General features: G+C 71.3%; 15 protein-coding genes and 1 tRNA gene. 13 read left to right on the top strand and 3 right to left on the bottom strand.

Annotated elements, in window-relative coordinates; genetic code table 11:
- Positions 1 to 83 precede the first annotated feature (83 nt).
- Genes CVS47_RS12205 through CVS47_RS12175 form a run of 7 tightly spaced genes read left to right on the top strand, consistent with a single transcriptional unit; the run spans position 84 to position 7572 of the window.
- Positions 84 to 1046 (top strand): VOC family protein, encoded by a 963-nt coding sequence (locus CVS47_RS12205; protein ID WP_164734648.1) that lies wholly within the window; start codon positions 84 to 86, stop codon positions 1044 to 1046.
- A gap of 41 nt (positions 1047 to 1087) precedes the next feature.
- Positions 1088 to 1843, top strand: coding sequence for an amino acid ABC transporter ATP-binding protein (locus tag CVS47_RS12200; RefSeq protein WP_315268681.1), 756 nt, complete (start codon positions 1088 to 1090; stop codon positions 1841 to 1843).
- Positions 1843 to 2619, top strand: coding sequence for an amino acid ABC transporter permease (locus tag CVS47_RS12195; RefSeq protein ID WP_127096320.1), 777 nt, complete (start codon positions 1843 to 1845; stop codon positions 2617 to 2619). Before CVS47_RS12200 ends, CVS47_RS12195 begins: the two co-directional genes overlap by 1 nt.
- Before the next feature lie 58 nt (positions 2620 to 2677).
- Positions 2678 to 3544: an ABC transporter substrate-binding protein gene (locus tag CVS47_RS12190; RefSeq protein WP_164734647.1), complete on the top strand. Its 867-nt coding sequence runs from the start codon at positions 2678 to 2680 to the stop codon at positions 3542 to 3544.
- Positions 3545 to 3547: 3 nt separating this feature from the next.
- Entirely contained in the window at positions 3548 to 6244 is a 2697-nt protein-coding gene (locus tag CVS47_RS12185; RefSeq protein WP_127096318.1) for an FAD-dependent oxidoreductase, read from the top strand.
- A gap of 42 nt (positions 6245 to 6286) precedes the next feature.
- The gene (locus CVS47_RS12180) at positions 6287 to 7228 is read left to right on the top strand and encodes a dihydrodipicolinate synthase family protein (protein WP_127096317.1); all 942 of its coding nucleotides are present in this window, start codon (positions 6287 to 6289) and stop codon (positions 7226 to 7228) included.
- A complete protein-coding gene (locus CVS47_RS12175) occupies positions 7225 to 7572 on the top strand; it encodes a (2Fe-2S)-binding protein (RefSeq protein ID WP_127096316.1) in 348 nt (115 codons plus the stop codon). Before CVS47_RS12180 ends, CVS47_RS12175 begins: the two co-directional genes overlap by 4 nt.
- 135 nt (positions 7573 to 7707) lie before the next feature.
- On the opposite strand, the gene CVS47_RS12170 is transcribed toward CVS47_RS12175, so the two are convergent.
- The 3 genes from CVS47_RS12170 to CVS47_RS12160 all read right to left on the bottom strand — a co-directional run bounded on the left by CVS47_RS12170 (position 7708) and on the right by CVS47_RS12160 (position 11172).
- Entirely contained in the window at positions 7708 to 8790 is a 1083-nt protein-coding gene (locus CVS47_RS12170) for an NADH:flavin oxidoreductase/NADH oxidase (RefSeq protein ID WP_127096315.1), read from the bottom strand.
- A 78-nt stretch (positions 8791 to 8868) separates the two neighbouring features.
- Entirely contained in the window at positions 8869 to 9672 is an 804-nt protein-coding gene (locus CVS47_RS12165; RefSeq protein ID WP_127096314.1) for an IclR family transcriptional regulator domain-containing protein, read from the bottom strand.
- A 30-nt stretch (positions 9673 to 9702) separates the two neighbouring features.
- Complete coding sequence (locus CVS47_RS12160; protein WP_127096313.1) at positions 9703 to 11172, bottom strand: NAD-dependent succinate-semialdehyde dehydrogenase; 1470 nt, start codon at positions 11170 to 11172, stop codon at positions 9703 to 9705.
- Positions 11173 to 11286: 114 nt separating this feature from the next.
- Here CVS47_RS12160 and CVS47_RS12155 point away from each other — a divergent pair, with 114 nt between their 5' ends.
- The 6 genes from CVS47_RS12155 to secE all read left to right on the top strand — a co-directional run bounded on the left by CVS47_RS12155 (position 11287) and on the right by secE (position 17385).
- Positions 11287 to 12660 (top strand): aminotransferase, encoded by a 1374-nt coding sequence (locus tag CVS47_RS12155; protein WP_127096312.1) that lies wholly within the window; start codon positions 11287 to 11289, stop codon positions 12658 to 12660.
- Positions 12661 to 12662: 2 nt separating this feature from the next.
- Positions 12663 to 13793: an ATP-NAD kinase family protein gene (locus tag CVS47_RS12150; protein ID WP_127096311.1), complete on the top strand. Its 1131-nt coding sequence runs from the start codon at positions 12663 to 12665 to the stop codon at positions 13791 to 13793.
- Positions 13794 to 13855: 62 nt separating this feature from the next.
- The gene (gene gcvPA, locus CVS47_RS12145) at positions 13856 to 15235 is read left to right on the top strand and encodes an aminomethyl-transferring glycine dehydrogenase subunit GcvPA (RefSeq protein ID WP_127096310.1); all 1380 of its coding nucleotides are present in this window, start codon (positions 13856 to 13858) and stop codon (positions 15233 to 15235) included.
- On the top strand, positions 15232 to 16755 hold the full coding sequence (gene gcvPB / locus CVS47_RS12140) for an aminomethyl-transferring glycine dehydrogenase subunit GcvPB (RefSeq protein WP_127096309.1): 1524 nt from the start codon (positions 15232 to 15234) through the stop codon (positions 16753 to 16755). Before gcvPA ends, gcvPB begins: the two co-directional genes overlap by 4 nt.
- A gap of 209 nt (positions 16756 to 16964) precedes the next feature.
- Positions 16965 to 17037, top strand: a tRNA-Trp gene (locus CVS47_RS12135).
- 72 nt (positions 17038 to 17109) lie between these two features.
- Entirely contained in the window at positions 17110 to 17385 is a 276-nt protein-coding gene (gene secE / locus CVS47_RS12130) for a preprotein translocase subunit SecE (RefSeq protein ID WP_127096308.1), read from the top strand.
- The last annotated feature ends 36 nt before the right edge of the window (positions 17386 to 17421 follow it).

The raw sequence follows: 17421 nt of genomic DNA, 5'->3' as shown, positions 1-17421 counted from the left end.
TCGTTGTGCAAACATCGCTTCAACGCGATCGGCCCCTGCCGACGTCAGCGACGTGCATGCGTCGCAGCTCGACGGGAGATGGAATGAGCCGACCGCACCACCAGTTCGGCACCCTGCTGGGCCTCGACCACATCGGGGTCGGGGTGTCCGACATGGACGGGTCCGTCCGCTTCTACGCAGGACTGGGCTTCATCGACGTGGTGTTCGACCACACCGGCGACCTGGGCGGCCTCGCGGAGGTCACGGGCCACGCCTCCACCCGCGCGCGCGTCGTGTATCTGCGCAGCGCGACGCCCACCGTGCTGGGTCGCTCGGGCATCAAGCTCGTGCAGATCCTCGACCGCCCGCAGCCGCCCCTTCCCGACGGCTTCGCCTACGGCGAGCCCGGGGTGTGCGAGGTCTGCATCCACGTGAAGGACTACGAGGATTTCCACGAGGGGCTCGTCCGCTCGGGCCACACGGTCCTGATGGACCCCAACGACCAGATCCTCGAGCCCTACGACACCCACTGCGGCCTCTCCTATGTGGAGGATCCCGACGGGGCGAAGATCGAGTTCATCGAGTGGCGCTCGCTGGAGTCCGGCTGGCCGCACCCCAGTGGCCCGCAGGGCGTGAACCACGTGGCCTTCGGCGTCGGCAGCTCCGCGCGGACGGAGGAGTTCTACCGCTCGCTCGGCTTCACCTCGAAGCTCTTCGACATGGAGGGCGTCAACGAGCCCATGAACCCGTGGTTCGAGGCCGTCGGACGCACGCCTCCCAGCCAGCGCATGATGCTGCTGATGAGCCCGCACGGCGGCTCGCTCGAGCCCGTGCAGCAGGACCCGGCCGGACCCGACATGCGCGGGGAGTGGGGCCACCTCGGCACCTTCGAGTTCTCCCTCGGCGCCCGCAACCTCGACCTCGCCGTCGCGCACCTCGGGGAGCTCGGCGTGGAGCTCGTCGGAGAGCCGGTCGACATCGACCTCGGCGGCGGCCGGAGCTGGCGGTACGCCTACTTCCGCGATCCGGACGAGCTGTACGTGAGTGTGACGGAGGTCAGGGCATGAGGACGAGGTCATCGGCAGCGGCATCCCCCACGGATGCCCTCGTGGACACCCCCATCATCCGGCTGCGGGGGGTGAACAAGTCCTTCGGGAAGACGCAGGTGCTCCACGGCATCGACCTGGAGATCGAGCGCGGCCAGCACGTGGTGCTCTTCGGACCCTCGGGCTCGGGCAAGTCCACGGTGCTGCGCAGCATCAACCTCCTCGCCGAGCCCGACTCGGGCTCGCTGCAGGTCGACGGCGTCGAGTACGGACCCGGCCTGCCCGGCGAGGCGGGCGTGCGCCGCGGCGGACGACTGGCCCTCCGCCGCAAGGTAGGCATGGTGTTCCAGCAGTTCAACCTGTTCCCGCACCTGTGCGCCCTCGACAACGTCGGTCTGCCGCTGCGCAAGGTGCACGGCATGGGCCGGCAGCAGGCGCGGGATGCTGCGGCTGTCGCCCTGCGGCAGGTCGGGCTCCTCGACAGGGCGGGCAACTACCCCGCCGAGCTGTCGGGCGGTCAGCAGCAGCGCGTCGCCATCGCCCGCGCGCTGGCCCTCGAGCCGGAGGTCATCCTGTTCGACGAGCCGACGTCGGCGCTCGACCCCGAGCTCGTGGGAGAGGTGCTCAAGACCATGCGCCTCGTCGCCGAGACGGGGATGACGATGGTCGTCGTCACCCACGAGATCGGCTTCGCCAAGGAGATCGGCGATCTCAACGTGTTCATGGAGGACGGCCGCATCGTCGAGACCGGACCCCGAGGCTTCTACGAGAACTGCTCGAGCGACCGCGCTCGCGAGTTCCTCCGGGCGGTGATGTGATGTCGATCCTCGACTACGACTGGAGTCTCATCTGGGACAACCGGGACGCCCTCCTGGGCGGACTGTGGACCGCGGCATCCGTCGCCATCGTCGGCCTGCTCATCTCGCTCGTCTTCGGACTGCTCCTGGCCGTGCTGCGCTCGGGTCCGAAGCCCGTCGCCTGGATCGCGCTGGCCTACATCAACATCTTCCGCGGCGTGCCCGCCCTCGTCAGCGTCATCTGGGTCTACTTCGGCCTGGCCCTGCTGCTCGGCGTGCGCTTCACGGTCTTCCAGGCGGGCGTGATCGCCCTCTCGCTGCTGTACAGCGCGTTCTTCGCCGAGATCTTCCGCTCGGCCCTGCAGGCCGTGCCTCCCGGGCACACCGAGGCCGGCTGGGCGCTCGGGATGCGCACGGTGCAGATCTTCTTCTCGGTCACCCTGCCGCAGGCGATCAAGATCGCCCTGCCCAACATCGGCAGCATGTTCATCGGCATGGTCAAGGACACCTCGACCTTCACCGTCATCGGCCTGCTCGAGGTCGTGCGCGTCACCCAGAACCTGGTGGCCACGACCTTCCAGCCGTTCGTCCTCTACACCGCCGCGGCGATCATCTACGTGCTGGCGGCCTTCGCGATCGACCTCATCTTCCGTCTCATCGAGGGCGCTTACGTGCGGCCCCCGCTCGGCTTCATCGGCCGGTGGCTCCGCTCGCGGCAGCAGCGCGAGATCGCCCGCGTGGTGGACCGCCTGCGCACCGCGTCGCCGCTCACCACGCCCATGCCCGCCGTGAAGTGACACGGCTTCCGACTCTGCACCACCTCCGCATCCCGAAATCACACGAATGGAGATCACCGTGAACGCACGATTCAGCAAGAAGCTGCGGCTGCCGCTCATCGCGGCCGTCGCCGCGGCCGCGCTGGCCCTCACCGCCTGCGGCGGCGGGGCGACCGCGGCACCGGAGGGCTCGGCTGCGGCCGGAGGCGACGCGGCCTCCGGCGGCGACGGGCTCATGACCCCGGGTACGCTCGTGGTCGGCATGAACCTGCAGTACAAGCCGCAGATGTTCCTCGATGGCGACAAGCCCAGCGGCTACGACGTCGACGTGCTCAACGCGCTCGCCGACGACATGGGCGTCGAGCTCCAGATCCAGAACCTCGACTTCAACGGGCTCATCCCCGGCCTGCAGGCGAAGCAGTTCGACATGGTCTCGGTCGGACTCGGAGCCACGGACGAGCGCAAGAAGGTCATCGACTTCAGCCGCGGATACGTGCCCTACGCCACGATCCTCGGCGTCAAGCCGGGCTCGACGCGCGGCACCAGCATCGACGACTACAACCAGGCGGGCGTCGTCATCACGGCGCTCCAGGGCTCCACGTCGGAGACCCTCGTCAAGGACACCTTCCCGAACGCGACGGTCTCGTCCTTCCCCGACCAGAACGCCGCCCTGCTGGAGGTCGCCTCCGGTCGCGCCGACGCGACGGTGGTCGAGGATTACATCCTGGCCGAGTTCGACCGCTCCAACTCCGGGCAGCTCGAGGTCCTCGACCTCGACGAGCCGCTGAGCCTGTACTACGGCGCGTGGGGCGTCCAGAAGGACAACTCCGCCCTGACCGAGAAGCTCGACGCCTTCCTGTGCAAGGCGCAGGACGACGGCACGCTCGAGAAGCTGTACACCACGTGGATGGCCCCGACCATGCCCGCCATGCCGGACGGCTGCTGATCGATGGCGGTCGATGAGCGCGGTTACGACGTCCTGATCGTCGGGGGAGGCCCCGCCGGCATGGCGGCGGCCTCCACCGCCGCCGCATCGGGGCTGCGTGCCGCGCTCATCGACGAGCGCCCCACCCTGGGCGGGCAGGTCTACAAGCAGCCCGGACCGGGCATGCGGGTCACCGACGCCCGAGAGATGGGAGCGCAGTACCGGGCCGGTCGCGCTCTCATCGAGGAGGCGGAGGCCTCCGGCGCCGACCTCCTCCTGCGCACGACCGTGGTGGATCTCGCCCCGGCGGACGAGGGCTGGACGGCCATGGTGCAGACCGACGGCGGCCCCGTCGCGCCGGTCCGCGCGGCGCGGGTGATCGTCGCGACGGGCGCGAACGACCGTCCCGTCGTCTTCCCCGGCTGGACGCTCCCCGGGGTGATCACCGCCGGCGGCCTGCAGACCCTGGCCAAGACGCAGTCGGTCATCCCCGGCGAGCGCATCGTGTTCGCCGGCTCCGGTCCCGTCGCCCTCGCGTTCCCCGCGCAGCTCGCCGGCTACGGCGCGAACATCGTCGCCGCGCTCGAGGCCGGACCCGCTCCCTCTCCGGGCGATCTGATCCGCATCGCGCGGGCGGCTCCCGGCAACGTCGGCCTGCTCCGCGACGCCGCGGCCTACCAGGCGGCCCTGCTCCGCCACCGGATCCCCCTGAAGTACGGCCGCATCGTCGTGCGCGCCGAGGGCGACGGCCGGGTCGAGCGCGTCGTGCACGCCCGCGTCGACGCCGACTGGCGCGTCATCCCGGGCACCGAGACCACCGTCGAGGCCGACGTGCTGTGCGTCGGCTACGGCTTCACTCCGTCGACGGAGCTGCTGCGCCTCGTCGGCTGCTCGTTCGACAGCCGGGAGGACCTCGGCGGTCCCGTCATCCGCACGGACGACTGGCGCCGCACCGACGTCGCCGGCGTCTACGCCGTCGGCGACGGAGCCGGTGTCGAGGGCTCCGCGGTCGCCGTGGACGAGGGGCGCATCGCCGCCCTCGCCGTGGCGCAGGACGCCGGACGGATGAGCGCAGCGGATGCCGCGGCGTCCGCCGCCCCGCTGCTGACACGCGTCGGCCGCCGCCGTGCCCTCACCGACGCCACCCATCGCATGTACCGCGTCGGAGACGGCATCTTCGAGCTGGCCACCCCCGAGACCGTGGTCTGCCGGTGCGAGAGCGTCACCGCCGGGGCGATCGCCGAGGCCATCGCCGAGGCGCCGGAGGTCAGCGCGGTCAAGGGCGCGACCCGCGCGGGCATGGGCCCGTGCCAGGGGCGCATGTGCGGCCGCCACATCGCCGCCATGATCGCCGCCGCCCGCGACGTGCCGATCGCCGAGATTCCGCCCGCGACACCGCGCATGCCGCTGCGACCGACTGCCATCGGCGCGATCGCCGACGCCGAGGTGACCGACCCCGGGCTGTTCGAGGCCAAGGAGGGCGCTCCGGTCGAACCGGCGCGCACCGACCTCGTCGCCGAGGAGATCGTGCGCAGCGCCCGCGGTCCGGTCACGGAGACCGACGTCCTCGTGATCGGCGGCGGCATCGCCGGGGCCGCCGTGGCCTACTACCTCGCGAAGGAGGGCGTGGAGGTCGAGCTGCTCGAGCGCGCCGAGCTGAACCGCGAGGCATCCGGCACCAACGCCGGCAGCTTCCACTTCCAGCTCGCCATCCACCAGCTCTCCGGCCGCGGCGCCGAGGCCGACCGCGCACGGCTGCTGAGCGACGCGCGCTCGAGCGTCGAGGCGTACGGCCTCTGGACGAGACTCGGCGCGGAGCTCGACGCCGACCTCGGCCTGCACCAGACCGGCGGGTGGATGGTGGCGGAGACGCCGGAGCAGCTCGCGCTGCTGCACGAGAAGCACGTCCTCGAGGAGGAGGCGGGCATCGAGACCGAGGTGCTCACCGGAGCAGCGCTGCGGGATCGTGCGCCCTACTTCTCCGACCGTGTGCTCGGCGCGACCTACTGCGGCCTCGAGGGGCACGCCAACCCGCTCGTCACCGCGCTGCTCTACGCGCGGCGCGCGGCTGAGCACGGCGCCCGCGTCCGCACGCACAGCGAGGTGCTGGCGATCGACGTCGACGACGCCTCCGCCGCCCACCGCTTCACCGTGCACACCACGCGCGGGACGATCCGCGCGCGCCGCGTGGTCAACTGCGCCGGCGGCTGGGCGGGGGAGCAGGCGGCGATGGTCGGCCTGCGCTTCCCGATCCGCCGCGAGGGCCTGCACGTGAACGTGACGGAGTCGCGGAGCCCCCTCCTGCCCTCGATGGTGCAGCACATCGGCCGTCGACTCACGCTGAAGCAGAGCACGCACGGCTCGTTCATCATCGGCGGCGGCTGGCCGACGGGGTCGACCGGCTATCCGCGGCGCTACCCGACGCAGTGGCGCAGCGCCGCCGGCAACCTCCGGGTCGCCCTCGACGTCGTGCCCGCGCTGGAGGACGTGCGCGTCGTGCGCACCTGGTCGGGCGTCATCGCGTTCACCGACGACCTCTCGCCCATCGTCGGCGAGTCCGCCCTCGTCCCGGGCTACTACGCCTGCGTCGCCACGACCGGCTTCACGTTCTCCCCGATCTACGCCCGTCAGGTGGCCGAGAGCATCCTCGACCGCCCCGGCACGGTCTCCCCCTTCCCCGAACGGTTCTCGCTGGATCGCGGCAACGCCGCGCTGGTCTGAGCCGCCGCATCCCTTCCCCGCACATCTGAGGAGCGCACACGCATGAACCGCGACGACGTCGACTGGGCCGGCTACTTCCCGGCGGTGGTCACCCCCTTCACCGAGTCGGGCGACCTCGACCTCGACACCCTGGCCGCGCTGATCGACCAGTACGCCGAGCGCGGGATGCACGGCGCCGTCATCAACGGCACGTGCGGCGAGTGGTTCTCCCAGAGCACCGACGAGCGCAAGGCCGTCGCCGAGACGGCGGTTTCCGCTGCGGCCGGCCGGCTGCGCGTGCTGGTGGGCTGCACCTCGAATCGCGCGGAGAACGTGCAGGACCTGGCCTCCCACGCGCTCGCCGCCGGTGCCGACGGCGTGCTGGCCTCGCCGCCGCCGTACATCAAGCTGTTCCCCGACGAGGTCATCGCCTGGTACGAGGACATCAGCGACCGGGTGAAGGCGCCCCTGGTGGTCTACAACTGGCCGCACGGCACCGGCGTCGACATCGGCAGCGACCTGGCCGACCGCCTCGCCGACATCGAGTCGGTCGTCGCGATCAAGGACAGCACGCCCGACGCCGACCAGTTCTTCGAGACCGCGCGTCGCGTGCGCGACCGCGTGCGCGTCTTCGGCCCGTACATGTCGGCCCGCGGCGTCGAGGTGCTGCGCACCGAGGGCGGCGACGGGTTCGTCGGCGGAGGCTCGCTCAACGGCTCGCCCGACCCGGCGTTCTGGGAGGACTACTGGCGCGGCGACTTCGCTCCGATGGAGGAGTACGCCGAGCGTGCCGACCGGCTGTTCCCCCGGCTCTGGCTGCCGGGCGGGTGGGCCGGCCACTTCGGCTCGTACCAGGCTCAGCTCAAGGCGCTCATGCACATGCTCGACCAGCCCGCCGGGCATGTGCGCAGCCCGAGGCTCCCGGTCACCGATCCGGCCAAGCTCGAGGCGATGCGGGCCATCCTCCTGGAGGAGGGCATGCTCACGGAGAAGGCGGCGGTATGAGCGGCGCACGCTCCGGACGTGTGCCGGGGCACGGCCTCGAGCGCGGCCCGCGGGTGGGCATCGTGCTCGACGGGCGTCCCGCCGTCGCCTACGAGGGCGAGAGCGTCGCGGCGGCCGTCATGGCCGATCGCGACCTCGCCCTGCGTGAGACCGAGCGCCGCGCTCCCCGTGGGTACTACTGCGGGATGGGCGTCTGCTTCGACTGCGTGATGGTGGTCGACGGCGTGCCGAACACCCGCACCTGCGTGACGTGGGTGCGCGAGGGGATGACGGTGGAGCACCAGATCGCCGCCTCCCCGGCCTCGGCCGTCGCGGACACGGCGGGAGATCCCCACACGCACTGATCGGGAGAGCGGATGCCGCGGCATCCGCTCTCCCGCTCGTCCGTGGCCTGCGGTCCGGCCTCGGAACGCGGAACGGCCGCCCGGTGATCCGGACGGCCGTTGCGCGTGTGCGGGGGCGTGGCGCCCGCGCGCCGATCAGGGGATCGACTCGACGTACTTGGCGCGGTTGTACTGCCACGCCCATTCGAGCTCGCCTCCGAGGGCGGCCGCCGCGCGCAGCGGGAAGGTCGGCTCGCGGAGGAACTGGCGGGCGACGTAGACCACGTCGGCGTCACCGGCGCCGAGCGCGGCCTCGGCCTGCTCGGGCGTGGTGATGAGACCCGCGACGCCGACCGGCAGATCGACGGCCGCGCGCACGGCCCGGGACAGGGGCTGCTGGTAGCCGGGGCCGGAGGGGATGGCCTGGCGCGGGTCGTTGCCGCCGGACGAGACGCTGACGAGATCCACGCCGTCGATGCGCCGCAGCGTCTCGATGGTGTCCTCGACGGTCACGCCGTCGGGCACCCACTCGGTGGCCGAGACGCGCAGGACGAGCGGCATGGCGGCCGGGATGCGCTCGCGCACCGCCGCGATCACCTCGTGCAGCAGCTTCTCCCGGCCGGCGGCGTCGCCGCCGTACGCGTCGGTGCGACGGTTCGAGGTGGGGGAGAGGAACTGTCCGAGCAGATAGCCGTGGGCCGCGTGGATCTCCACGAGGTCGAAGCCGGCCTCCACCGCGCGCGTCGCGGCGTCGGCGTAGTCGCGCACGACCTTCGCGATGTCGTCGGTGCCCATGGCGACGGGGACGGTGAAGGTTCCGTAGGGGGTGTCGGACGGGCCCAGCGTCGTCCAGCCGCCCTCCTCGGCGGGGACGGACCCCCGGCCGCGGGTCGGCGGGTAGGTCGACGCCTTGCGGCCGGCGTGGGAGAGCTGGATGCCGATGAGGCTGTCCATGCCGTGGACGAAGTCCACCACGCGCCGCCAGCCCGCCGTGTGCTCGTCGTTCCAGATGCCGACGTCGTCCGGGCTGATCCGGCCCTCGGGCGAGACGGCGGCCGCCTCGGTCATGATCATGCCCGCCCGGCCGATGGCGAAGGATCCGAGGTGCACGAGGTGCCACTCGGCCGGCATCCCGTCCACCGACGAGTACTGGCACATCGGCGCCACCCAGAGGCGGTGCGGGATGGTCAGCCCGTTGACGGTGATGGGGCTGAACAGACGGGAGGCGGGACGTGCCACGGGGTGTCTCTCTTTCGGTCGGGAACGGTCGCGCGGGACGACCGGCGCGGCGGCGCCGCACCGGTCTCCCCGGCGGGATCAGGTGTCGCGGCGCTGGATCATCGCGAGGTCCGCGCTGATCTTGGCGGTCGCGCTGAGCAGCTGCGGGAGGTGGTCCGACATCAGCTGCTCCACAGAGACGCGCGAGGTCGAGACGGAGATGTTCACGGCGCTGACGTAGCGGCCGTCGGCGCCCACGATCGGTGCGGCGATCGAGCGCGCACCGAGGTCGACCTCGCGGTCGTTCAGCGACCACCCCTGCTCCCGGACCTGCGCGAGGATGTCGCGGAGCGCCTGCTCGTCGGTCACCGTCACGGGTGAGACCTTCTCGCGCGGGTACATCGCGAAGTACGCGTCGAGCTCGCCGGGAGACATCTGCGACAGCAGCACCCGGCCCGTCGAGGTGCAGAACGCCGGCAGGCGCCGCCCGATCCCGAGCCGGATGGGCATGATCGTCTCGGTCGCGGCGCGCGCCACGTAGACCACGTCGCCGTCGTCGTACTCGCAGGCCGACACCGACTCGCCGATCTGCGCCGACAGCCGTCGCAGGGCGTCCTGCGTGATGTCGATGCTCGACGAGGACGACAGGAACGCGTAGCCCAGGTCGAGCACCCGCGGCCGGAGGTAGAAGCGGCTCTGACGGCTCCCGACGTACCCGAGTGTCTCGAGGGTCAGAAGGGCGCGCCGCACCGCTGCCCTGCTGAGGTTCGTGATCTTCGCCACGTCGGCGAGCGACAGCATGTCGTGGTCGTTCGAGAACGCCCGGATGACGGCCAGTCCGCGATCGAGCGACTGGACGAACTCTCCGGAGGCCCGGTCCGTCTCCGGCGCGGTGATCACCATGGCGTGCTCCTCAGATGCGGGTGGGATCTGTCACGAGACGCCCTCGATGCAGATGTACTTGAGCTCGGTGTACTCGTCGATGCCGTGCAGCGACCCTTCGCGGCCGATGCCGGACTGCTTGATGCCGCCGAAAGGCGCGCCCTCGTAGGAGATGAGGCCGGTGTTCACACCGACGACGCCCACCTCGAGCGCCTCGGCGACACGGGTGACCCGGCCGATGTCGCGGCTGAAGAAGTAGCCGGCCAGCCCGAACTCGGTGTCGTTGGCCATCGCGATGGCCTCCTCCTCCGTCTCGAACTTGAAGACGGGTGCGAGCGGCCCGAAGGTCTCCTCGCGGGCGACGACCATGTCCTGGGTCGCGCCGACGAGCAGCGTGGGGTCGAAGAACGTGCCGCCCCGCTCGTTCACGCCGCCACCGCGCACCACCGAGGCACCCTTGGCCGTGGCATCCGCGATGTGGGAGGCCACCTTGTCGACGGCCGCCTGCGAGATGAGGGGGCCCTGGGTGGTGTCGGGCTCGAGGCCGTCGCCGACCCGCAGCCTGTCGATGGCCTCGGCGAGGGCGTCGACGAAGCGGTCGTGGATGCCGGCCTGGACGTAGATGCGGTTGGCGCACACGCACGTCTGCCCGGCGTTGCGGAACTTCGAGTCGATCGTGCCCTTCACCGCGTTGGCGAGGTCGGCGTCGTCGAAGACGATGAGCGGCGCGTTGCCGCCGAGCTCGAGGGCGAGCCGCTTGAGGGTGCCGGCCGACTGGGCCATGAGCGTGCGCCCGACCTCGGTGGAGCCGGTGAAGCTGATCGTGCGCACCAGGTCGTGGCTCGTGAGCACCTCGCCGATGAGCGCTCCGGAGCCGTTCACGACGCTGAGCACGCCGGCGGGGAGACCCGCCTTCTCGGCGAGGGCGACGAGCGCGAAGGCCGACAGCGGCGTCTCACCGGCCGGCTTGATGATCATGGAGCAGCCCGCGGCCAGCGCGGGCGCGGCCTTGCGGAGGATCATCGCGGCGGGGAAGTTCCACGGGGTGATCGCGGCGGTGACGCCGACCGCGTTGCGCGTCGTCATCATGCGGCGGTCGGGGTTGTTCGTGGGGATGACCTCGCCGTAGAGGCGCTTGGACTCCTCGGCGAACCACTCGATGAAGGAGGCGCCGTAGAGCACCTCGGCGCGGGCCTCCGCCAGCGGCTTGCCCTGCTCCCACGTGAGGATCTGCGCGAGGTCGTCGGCGTTCTCGACCACCAGGTCGTACCACCGGCGCAGTGTGCGGGCGCGGGTGGGCGCGGGCACCTTCGACCACGACAGGAACGCCTCGTGCGCCGCCTGGACGGCCGCCTCGACGTCCTCGGCCGTGGCCACGGCGACCTGAACGATCTCCTCGCCGGTCGACGGATCCGTGACCGGGCGGCGCTCGCCGGCGGAGCCGTCGCGCCACTGCCCCCCGTAATGGAGCTGCGTGCGCAGGAGATCGCCTTCGAGGAGTGCGCGACGGGTGGAGGACATGATCACCTACTGCTTTCTGTGAACATCGAAAATCGTTTGAACCGCGTCCAGCATACGGGTAATGTGCGAAATGCGACCAGTAGTGCGTAAAGCGAACGAACGAAGGTGTACCGAATGCAGATCGAGGAGCTGGACAGGGCCTACCTGTTCCACCCCATGACCAACCTCGCGGCCCACGAGCAGAACGGGCCGCCGCTGACGATCGTCGAGGGTCATGGCGCCACCGTCACCGACAGCAACGGCCGGGACTATCTCGACGCCATGGCGGGGCTGTGGTGCGTGAACGTCGGCTACTCCCACCCCGAGATGGCCGACGCGCTCCACGCGCAGGCGTCGAAGCTGCCCTACTTCCACGCGTTCTCCTCGATGGGGACGGAGCTGCCGGCGCTGCTGTCGGAGCGGCTGATCCGCATGGCGCCGGTGCCGATGAGCAAGGTGTTCTTCGGCAACTCCGGCTCCGACGCGAACGACACGCAGGCGAAGCTCGTCTGGTACTACAACAACGTGCTCGGCCGGCCGGAGAAGAAGAAGATCATCTCCCGCCGCCGCGGCTATCACGGCGTGACGGTGCTGTCCGGCGGGCTGACCGGGCTCAAGAACCTGCACGACGGCTTCGACCTGCCGCTGCCGATGATCCGCCACGTCCGCCCGCCGCACCGCCTGTGGGAGCGGGCGCCGGGCCAGAGCGACGAGGAGTTCTCCACCGCGCTCGCCGCGGAGCTCGAGACCCTCATCCTCGACGAGGGTCCCGAGACCGTCGCCGCGATGATCGCCGAGCCGGTCATGGCCGCCGGCGGTGTCATCGTGCCGCCCGACACGTACTTCCCGAAGATCCAGGAGGTGCTCGACCGCTACGACGTGCTGCTCATCGCCGACGAGGTCGTCAACGGCTTCGGGCGCCTGGGCGTGCCGTTCGGCAGTGACGCCGTCGGGATGCGTCCCGACCTGATGACGGTCGCGAAGGGCATCACCTCGGCCTACGTGCCGCTCTCGGCCGTCCTCGTCAGTGAGAAGGTCTGGCAGGTGCTGCTGGAGGGGTCGGCGAAGTACGGCAGCTTCGGTCACGGCTACACCTACTCCGCGCACCCCCTGGCGGCGGCCGCGGCCATGGCCAACCTCGACATCATCGAGCGCGACGGCCTGATCGCGCAGGTGGCCGAGAACGGCGCCTACCTGCACGAGCTGCTGCGCGCGGAGTTCGGCGACCACCCGAACGTCGGCGAGATCCGCGGCAAGGGCCTGATGGCCGCGCTGGAGTTCGTCGAGTCCCGCGAGCCGCTGCGGCCGTTCGCGGCGCAGGGCGCGTTCGCGACGGCGGTCACGCTCCACTCCCGCGAGGCGGGCGTCATCACGCGCGCGCTGCCCGAGGCCGACACCGTGTCGTTCTCCCCGCCGTTCGTGACCACCCGCGATGAGCTCGAGCGCATGGTCGTGGGCGTCCGCGCCGGACTCGATCGCGCCGTCGAGGCCCGGCGGAGCGCGTCCTGACGATGACCATGCGCGTCGGCGTGCTGCTGAACCCGATCGCCGGGTTCGGCGGCACGTTGGCGATGCACGGCACCGACCTGCTCGCTGCCGATCGGTTCGCCGACGCGGTCGCGGCCGGGCGCTCGAGCCGGCGCCTCGTGCGTGCGCTCGAGACCTGGCAGGCGCGCGGCGGCGCGGCGCGTCTCGTGTCGGCCCCCGGGCTGCTCGGCGCGGACGCGCTGCGCTCCGCCGGGTTCGACGCGCGGGTCGATGTCGTCGAGGAGGCGACCGGCCCCACCACCCGCCGCGACACCCTGGCGGCGGCTCGGAGGCTGATCGCCGACGGCATCGACGCGCTCCTCTTCTCCGGCGGAGACGGCACGGCCACCGACATCGCCGAGGCGATCGGCCTGGCGGTGCCGGTGATCGGCGTGCCCTCGGGCGTGAAGATGCACTCGCAGGTCTTCTCCCGTTCGCCGGAGGCCGCGGGGCGGCTGCTCGCCGAGCTGACGGCCGGGCGGGCGTGGGACGAGACCGCCGACGTCCTGGATGCCGCGGCCGACGGCTCCCCGGGAGTGATCGCCGCTCTGCGCGCCGCGCGCGCGGGCGAGCCCCTGCAGGGCGCGAAGGGCGGCTCCTCGGCACCGTCCGATGCGGGCGAGCGCCGCGCGATCGCGGCGGAGCTGCTGCGCGCGAGCGGACCGGCGACAACCTGGATCATCGGCCCCGGCACCACCGCGGCCGCGCTGGCCGACGCCCTCGGCGTCGCCGGCACCCTCCGCGGGGTGGATGTGCGGCATCCGTCCGGCGCCGTCGAGCTCGACGTCGACGAGGAGCGCCTGCTGGCGGTCGTGAGCGCTGCCGCCGATCCCCGCCTCGTACTCGGCGTCGTGGGCGGTCAGGGCTTCCTCCTGGGCCGCGGCAACCACGAGCTGAGCCCGCGGGTGCTGTCGGCACTGGGCGCCGACCGGGTGTCGATCGTCGCGACGTCGTCTAAGGTCGCCACGCTCGTCCCGCCCGTCCTCTACATCGACGCCGACGACGGTCTCGGCGGCGAACCGGCCGGGTCGCGGCATCCGCTGCTCGGCTATCGTCGCGTGCGCACCGGCGCCCGGCAGACCACCGTCCTCAACGTCGTCGACGCCGCGGCCTGACCGCGCATCGACCGGAACACCCGATCAGGAGAAGCACGATGACACCATCCGCGCACCCTTATATGGCGAACTCCGCCGCCCAGAGCGGCCAGGCCCTCCTCGAGGCGGTCGGCGTCGCGTCGGCCGAAGAGCTGTTCGCGCAGATCCCGGAGCGCGACCGGGCCGATGACGCCATCGCCGCGCGGCCGGGCATCCGCTCCGAGCTGGAGCTGCGACGGATGCTGGAGGGCCGCCTCCGCGGCGGCATCTCGACGGACTCGCACATCTCGTTCCTCGGCGGCGGCTACTGGAAGCACTACGTGCCGGCGCTCTGCGACGAGATCGCCGCCCGTCCCGAGATCTCCACGTCGGTGTGGGGCACGCCGAGCTCCGACCACGGGCGCAACCAGGCCTGGTTCGAGTTCACCTCGCAGCTCGGCGCGCTGCTCGACCTCGAGTTCGTCGGGCTGCCCGTCTACAGCTGGGGCTGCGCGGCGGGCCACGCCCTGCGCATGGCGGCGCGCCTCACGGGTCGCTCGGTGGTCGTCATCCCCTCGAACGTCGACCGTGAGCGCCGCCTCGTCATCGACACCTACTGCGGCTCCCGCGAGCTGGACGGCGCCCTCACCGTCCGCGAGGTCGCCGTCGACCCGGCGACGGGCACCGTCTCCCCGGCCGCGCTCACCGCCGTGCTCGACGACGACGTCGCCGCGGTCTACCTCGAGACCCCGAACTCCTGGGGGGTCATCGAGCTCGAGATGGCCGCGCTGATCGAGGCGACCCATGCCGTGGGCGCGGAGGCCGTCGTCGGCGTCGACCCGATCGCGCTCGGCGCCCTGGCCTCACCGGCGGCCGCAGGCGCCGACATCCTGGTCGGCTCCATCCAGCCGCTGGGCATCCACCTCTACGCCGGCGGAGGCGTCGGCGGCTTCATCGCCTCGCGCGACGAGGAGCGCTACGCCCGCGAGTTCCCCACGCTTCAGGTGAGCATCGCCCCGACGCTGCGCGAGGGGGAGCGGGCGTTCGGGATGACGCTCTTCGCGCAGAGCTCTTACGGCTCGCGGGAGCTCGGCAACGACTGGACCGGCAACTCCGTCTACCTCTGGGCGGTCCGCGCGGCCGTGTACCTCTCGCTCCTCGGTCCGGCGGGCATGCGGGAGCTCGCGGAGACGAACGCGGCCAACGCCCGCGCGACGGCGGAGCTGCTCGATGCGCTCCCCGGGGTGTCCGTGCCGCATCTCGACCGCGTCTTCAAGGAGTTCGTCGTCGACTTCCGCGGCACCGGGATGCCGGTCGCCGACATCAACGCCGCACTGCTGACCCGCGGCATCCTGGGCGGACACGACCTCACCGGCAGCCACGACGGGCTCGACGGCTGCGCCCTGTACTGCGTCACCGAACTCACCACGGAGGCCGATGTGAGAGCCCTGATCACCGCGCTGGAGGAGGTGACGGCCCGATGAGCGCCGTCCGCCGCTTCCACGCCGCCTCGTGGGACGAGAAGGTCGTCTACGAGCTCGGCGCCCCCGGCCGCCGGGGATTCGTCCCGCCGGCCTCGTGGGCGCCGGAGGGCACGTCCGCTCTGCCCGAGGATCTCCGTCGCGAGCGCGACTCCGACCTGCCGGAGCTCGCCGAGTACGAGGTGCGTCGCCACTTCACCCATCTGTCGCAGCAGACGATGGGGATGATGGGCATCAGCCTGTTCGGCACGTGCACGATGAAGCACAACCCGACGGTGAACGACGCCGTCGCCGCCCGGTCGGAGATCGCCGCGGTGCACCCCCGGCAGGACCCCGCGACCTACCAGGGGGTGCTCGGACTCGTCCACGACATGGAGGACGAGCTGCGCAACCTGTCGGGGATGGCGGCCTTCAGCTTCCAGCCCGGGGGAGGGGCGGATGCCGCATACCTGAACGCCGTCATCACGCGGGCGTACCACGCCTCCCGGGGCGAGCTCGCGCAGCGCACGCAGGTGATCACGACCGCCCAGGCGCACCCGTGCAACCCCGCGACGGCCAAGGCCGCCGGCTTCGAGGTCATCACGCTCCCCGTGGAGGAGGAGGGGTATCCCTCGCTCGAGGCGCTCAAGGCCGTCATCGGCCCCGACACGGCGGCGCTCGTGCTCAACAACCCCGACGACATGGGCATCTACAACCCGCGGATCCGCGAGTTCATCGATGCGGTGCACGAGGTCGGCGGGCTCGCCTTCTACGACAACGCCAACTTCAACGGCGTCATGACCCGCCTGCGCGCCCACGATCTCGGCTTCGACGCCTGCATGTACATGCTCCACAAGAGCTTCGGCGCGAACAAGGGCGGCAACGGTCCCTCCGTCGGCGCCTACGGCTGCTCCGAGGCGCTCGCGCCGTTCCTCCCCGGTCCGCGCATCGTCAAGAACGGCGACGTGTACGACCTCATCGAGCCGGAGCAGAGCATCGGGCGGGTGCGGGAGTTCCTCGGCAACGTGCCGCAGGTCATCAAGGCCTACTCGTGGACGCGGGCGATGGGCACCGACGGCCTCCGCGAGGCGGCCGACCTGTCGGTGCTGGCCAACAACTACATGGAGACGCGCCTGATGGCGCTCGACGGCGTCACGATGGCCTTCGCCGGCAAGGCGCTGCCGCGGCTGGAGATGACGCGCTACTCGCTCGAGGAGTACGCCGCCGAGACGGGGCTCACCACCGTCGACGTGCAGAACCGCATGACCGACTTCGGGATCGACGCCTACTGGCTGGCGCACGAGCCGTGGCTGACGCCGGAGCCCTTCACCCCCGAGGCGGGGGAGATGTGGTCGAAGGAGGACCTGGACGAGTGGATCGACGTGCTCGCGCACGTGCTCGAGGAGGGGCGGCGCGACCCCGAGATGGTGCGCAGCGCCCCGCACAACCAGGTCGTCGCCCAGATCGACGGCTCCGGCCTCGACGATCCCGCGACGTGGGCCGTCACGTGGGCGGCCTATCGCCGCAAGCACCAGGGCGTGTGAGAGAGACCGGATGCCGCGGCATCCGGTCTCCGGCCGTGCCGCCCGCGGTGCGACGGACCCCGGTGCGAGTTCGACCCGGCCGGGGGCATGCCGTACACTGGCGAGTGCAGTAGAAGTCTGCATTCTTTCGCCATGCCCCCCGTTCTCGGGGCTTCTCACGAAGGTCCGGCACGGCGGTCGAAACGCAGACGCCCGAGGCCCAGGTCTCTAGGGCGGTAGCTCAATTGGCAGAGCAGCGGTCTCCAAAACCGCAGGTTGCAGGTTCGATTCCTGTCCGCCCTGCGCGTATCGGCGCGTGCGCCGGTGCACGATGCGTCAGCTGAAGCTGACACGAAAGGTAATCAGGTGGGATCGATGGTCCAAGACGAGCCGAAGGGCGAGGTCGTCGCCAAGAGCGATGCCCCGCGCGAGAAGAAGCCCAACTTCTTCCAGCGCATCGCCATCTTCATCCGCCAGGTCTTCGCAGAGCTCCGCAAGGTCGTCACGCCGACGCGCCAGGAGCTGCTGAAGTTCACGGCGGTCGTGCTCGGATTCGTCGTCGTCATGATGGCGGTCGTCTACGGCCTCGACGTGCTGTTCGTCTGGATCACGACCGTCGTGTTCGGCGTTCCGGGCGGCGCGACCCCCTGAGCCCACGACGCGGGCGGAACGGCACGACCGATCCGC

Origin of the sequence: Microbacterium lemovicicum, from assembly GCF_003991875.1 — a bacterium.
Classification (GTDB): Bacteria; Actinomycetota; Actinomycetes; order Actinomycetales; family Microbacteriaceae; genus Microbacterium; species Microbacterium lemovicicum.
This window is presented reverse-complemented; position numbering and strand designations above follow the sequence as displayed.

What these genes read in the sequence shown, in the direction of transcription:
- CVS47_RS12205 (WP_164734648.1), top strand. Translation starts at nt 84, where the DNA reads ATGAGCCGACCGCACCACCAGTTCGGCACCCTGCTGGGCCTCGACCAC.
- CVS47_RS12160 (WP_127096313.1), bottom strand. Translation starts at nt 11,172, where the DNA reads ATGTCCTCCACCCGTCGCGCACTCCTCGAAGGCGATCTCCTGCGCACG.
- CVS47_RS12165 (WP_127096314.1), bottom strand. Translation starts at nt 9,672, where the DNA reads ATGGTGATCACCGCGCCGGAGACGGACCGGGCCTCCGGAGAGTTCGTC.
- secE (WP_127096308.1), top strand. Translation starts at nt 17,110, where the DNA reads ATGGTCCAAGACGAGCCGAAGGGCGAGGTCGTCGCCAAGAGCGATGCC.
- CVS47_RS12150 (WP_127096311.1), top strand. Translation starts at nt 12,663, where the DNA reads ATGACCATGCGCGTCGGCGTGCTGCTGAACCCGATCGCCGGGTTCGGC.
- gcvPB (WP_127096309.1), top strand. Translation starts at nt 15,232, where the DNA reads ATGAGCGCCGTCCGCCGCTTCCACGCCGCCTCGTGGGACGAGAAGGTC.
- CVS47_RS12185 (WP_127096318.1), top strand. Translation starts at nt 3,548, where the DNA reads ATGGCGGTCGATGAGCGCGGTTACGACGTCCTGATCGTCGGGGGAGGC.
- CVS47_RS12180 (WP_127096317.1), top strand. Translation starts at nt 6,287, where the DNA reads ATGAACCGCGACGACGTCGACTGGGCCGGCTACTTCCCGGCGGTGGTC.
- CVS47_RS12175 (WP_127096316.1), top strand. Translation starts at nt 7,225, where the DNA reads ATGAGCGGCGCACGCTCCGGACGTGTGCCGGGGCACGGCCTCGAGCGC.
- gcvPA (WP_127096310.1), top strand. Translation starts at nt 13,856, where the DNA reads ATGGCGAACTCCGCCGCCCAGAGCGGCCAGGCCCTCCTCGAGGCGGTC.
- CVS47_RS12195 (WP_127096320.1), top strand. Translation starts at nt 1,843, where the DNA reads ATGTCGATCCTCGACTACGACTGGAGTCTCATCTGGGACAACCGGGAC.
- CVS47_RS12155 (WP_127096312.1), top strand. Translation starts at nt 11,287, where the DNA reads ATGCAGATCGAGGAGCTGGACAGGGCCTACCTGTTCCACCCCATGACC.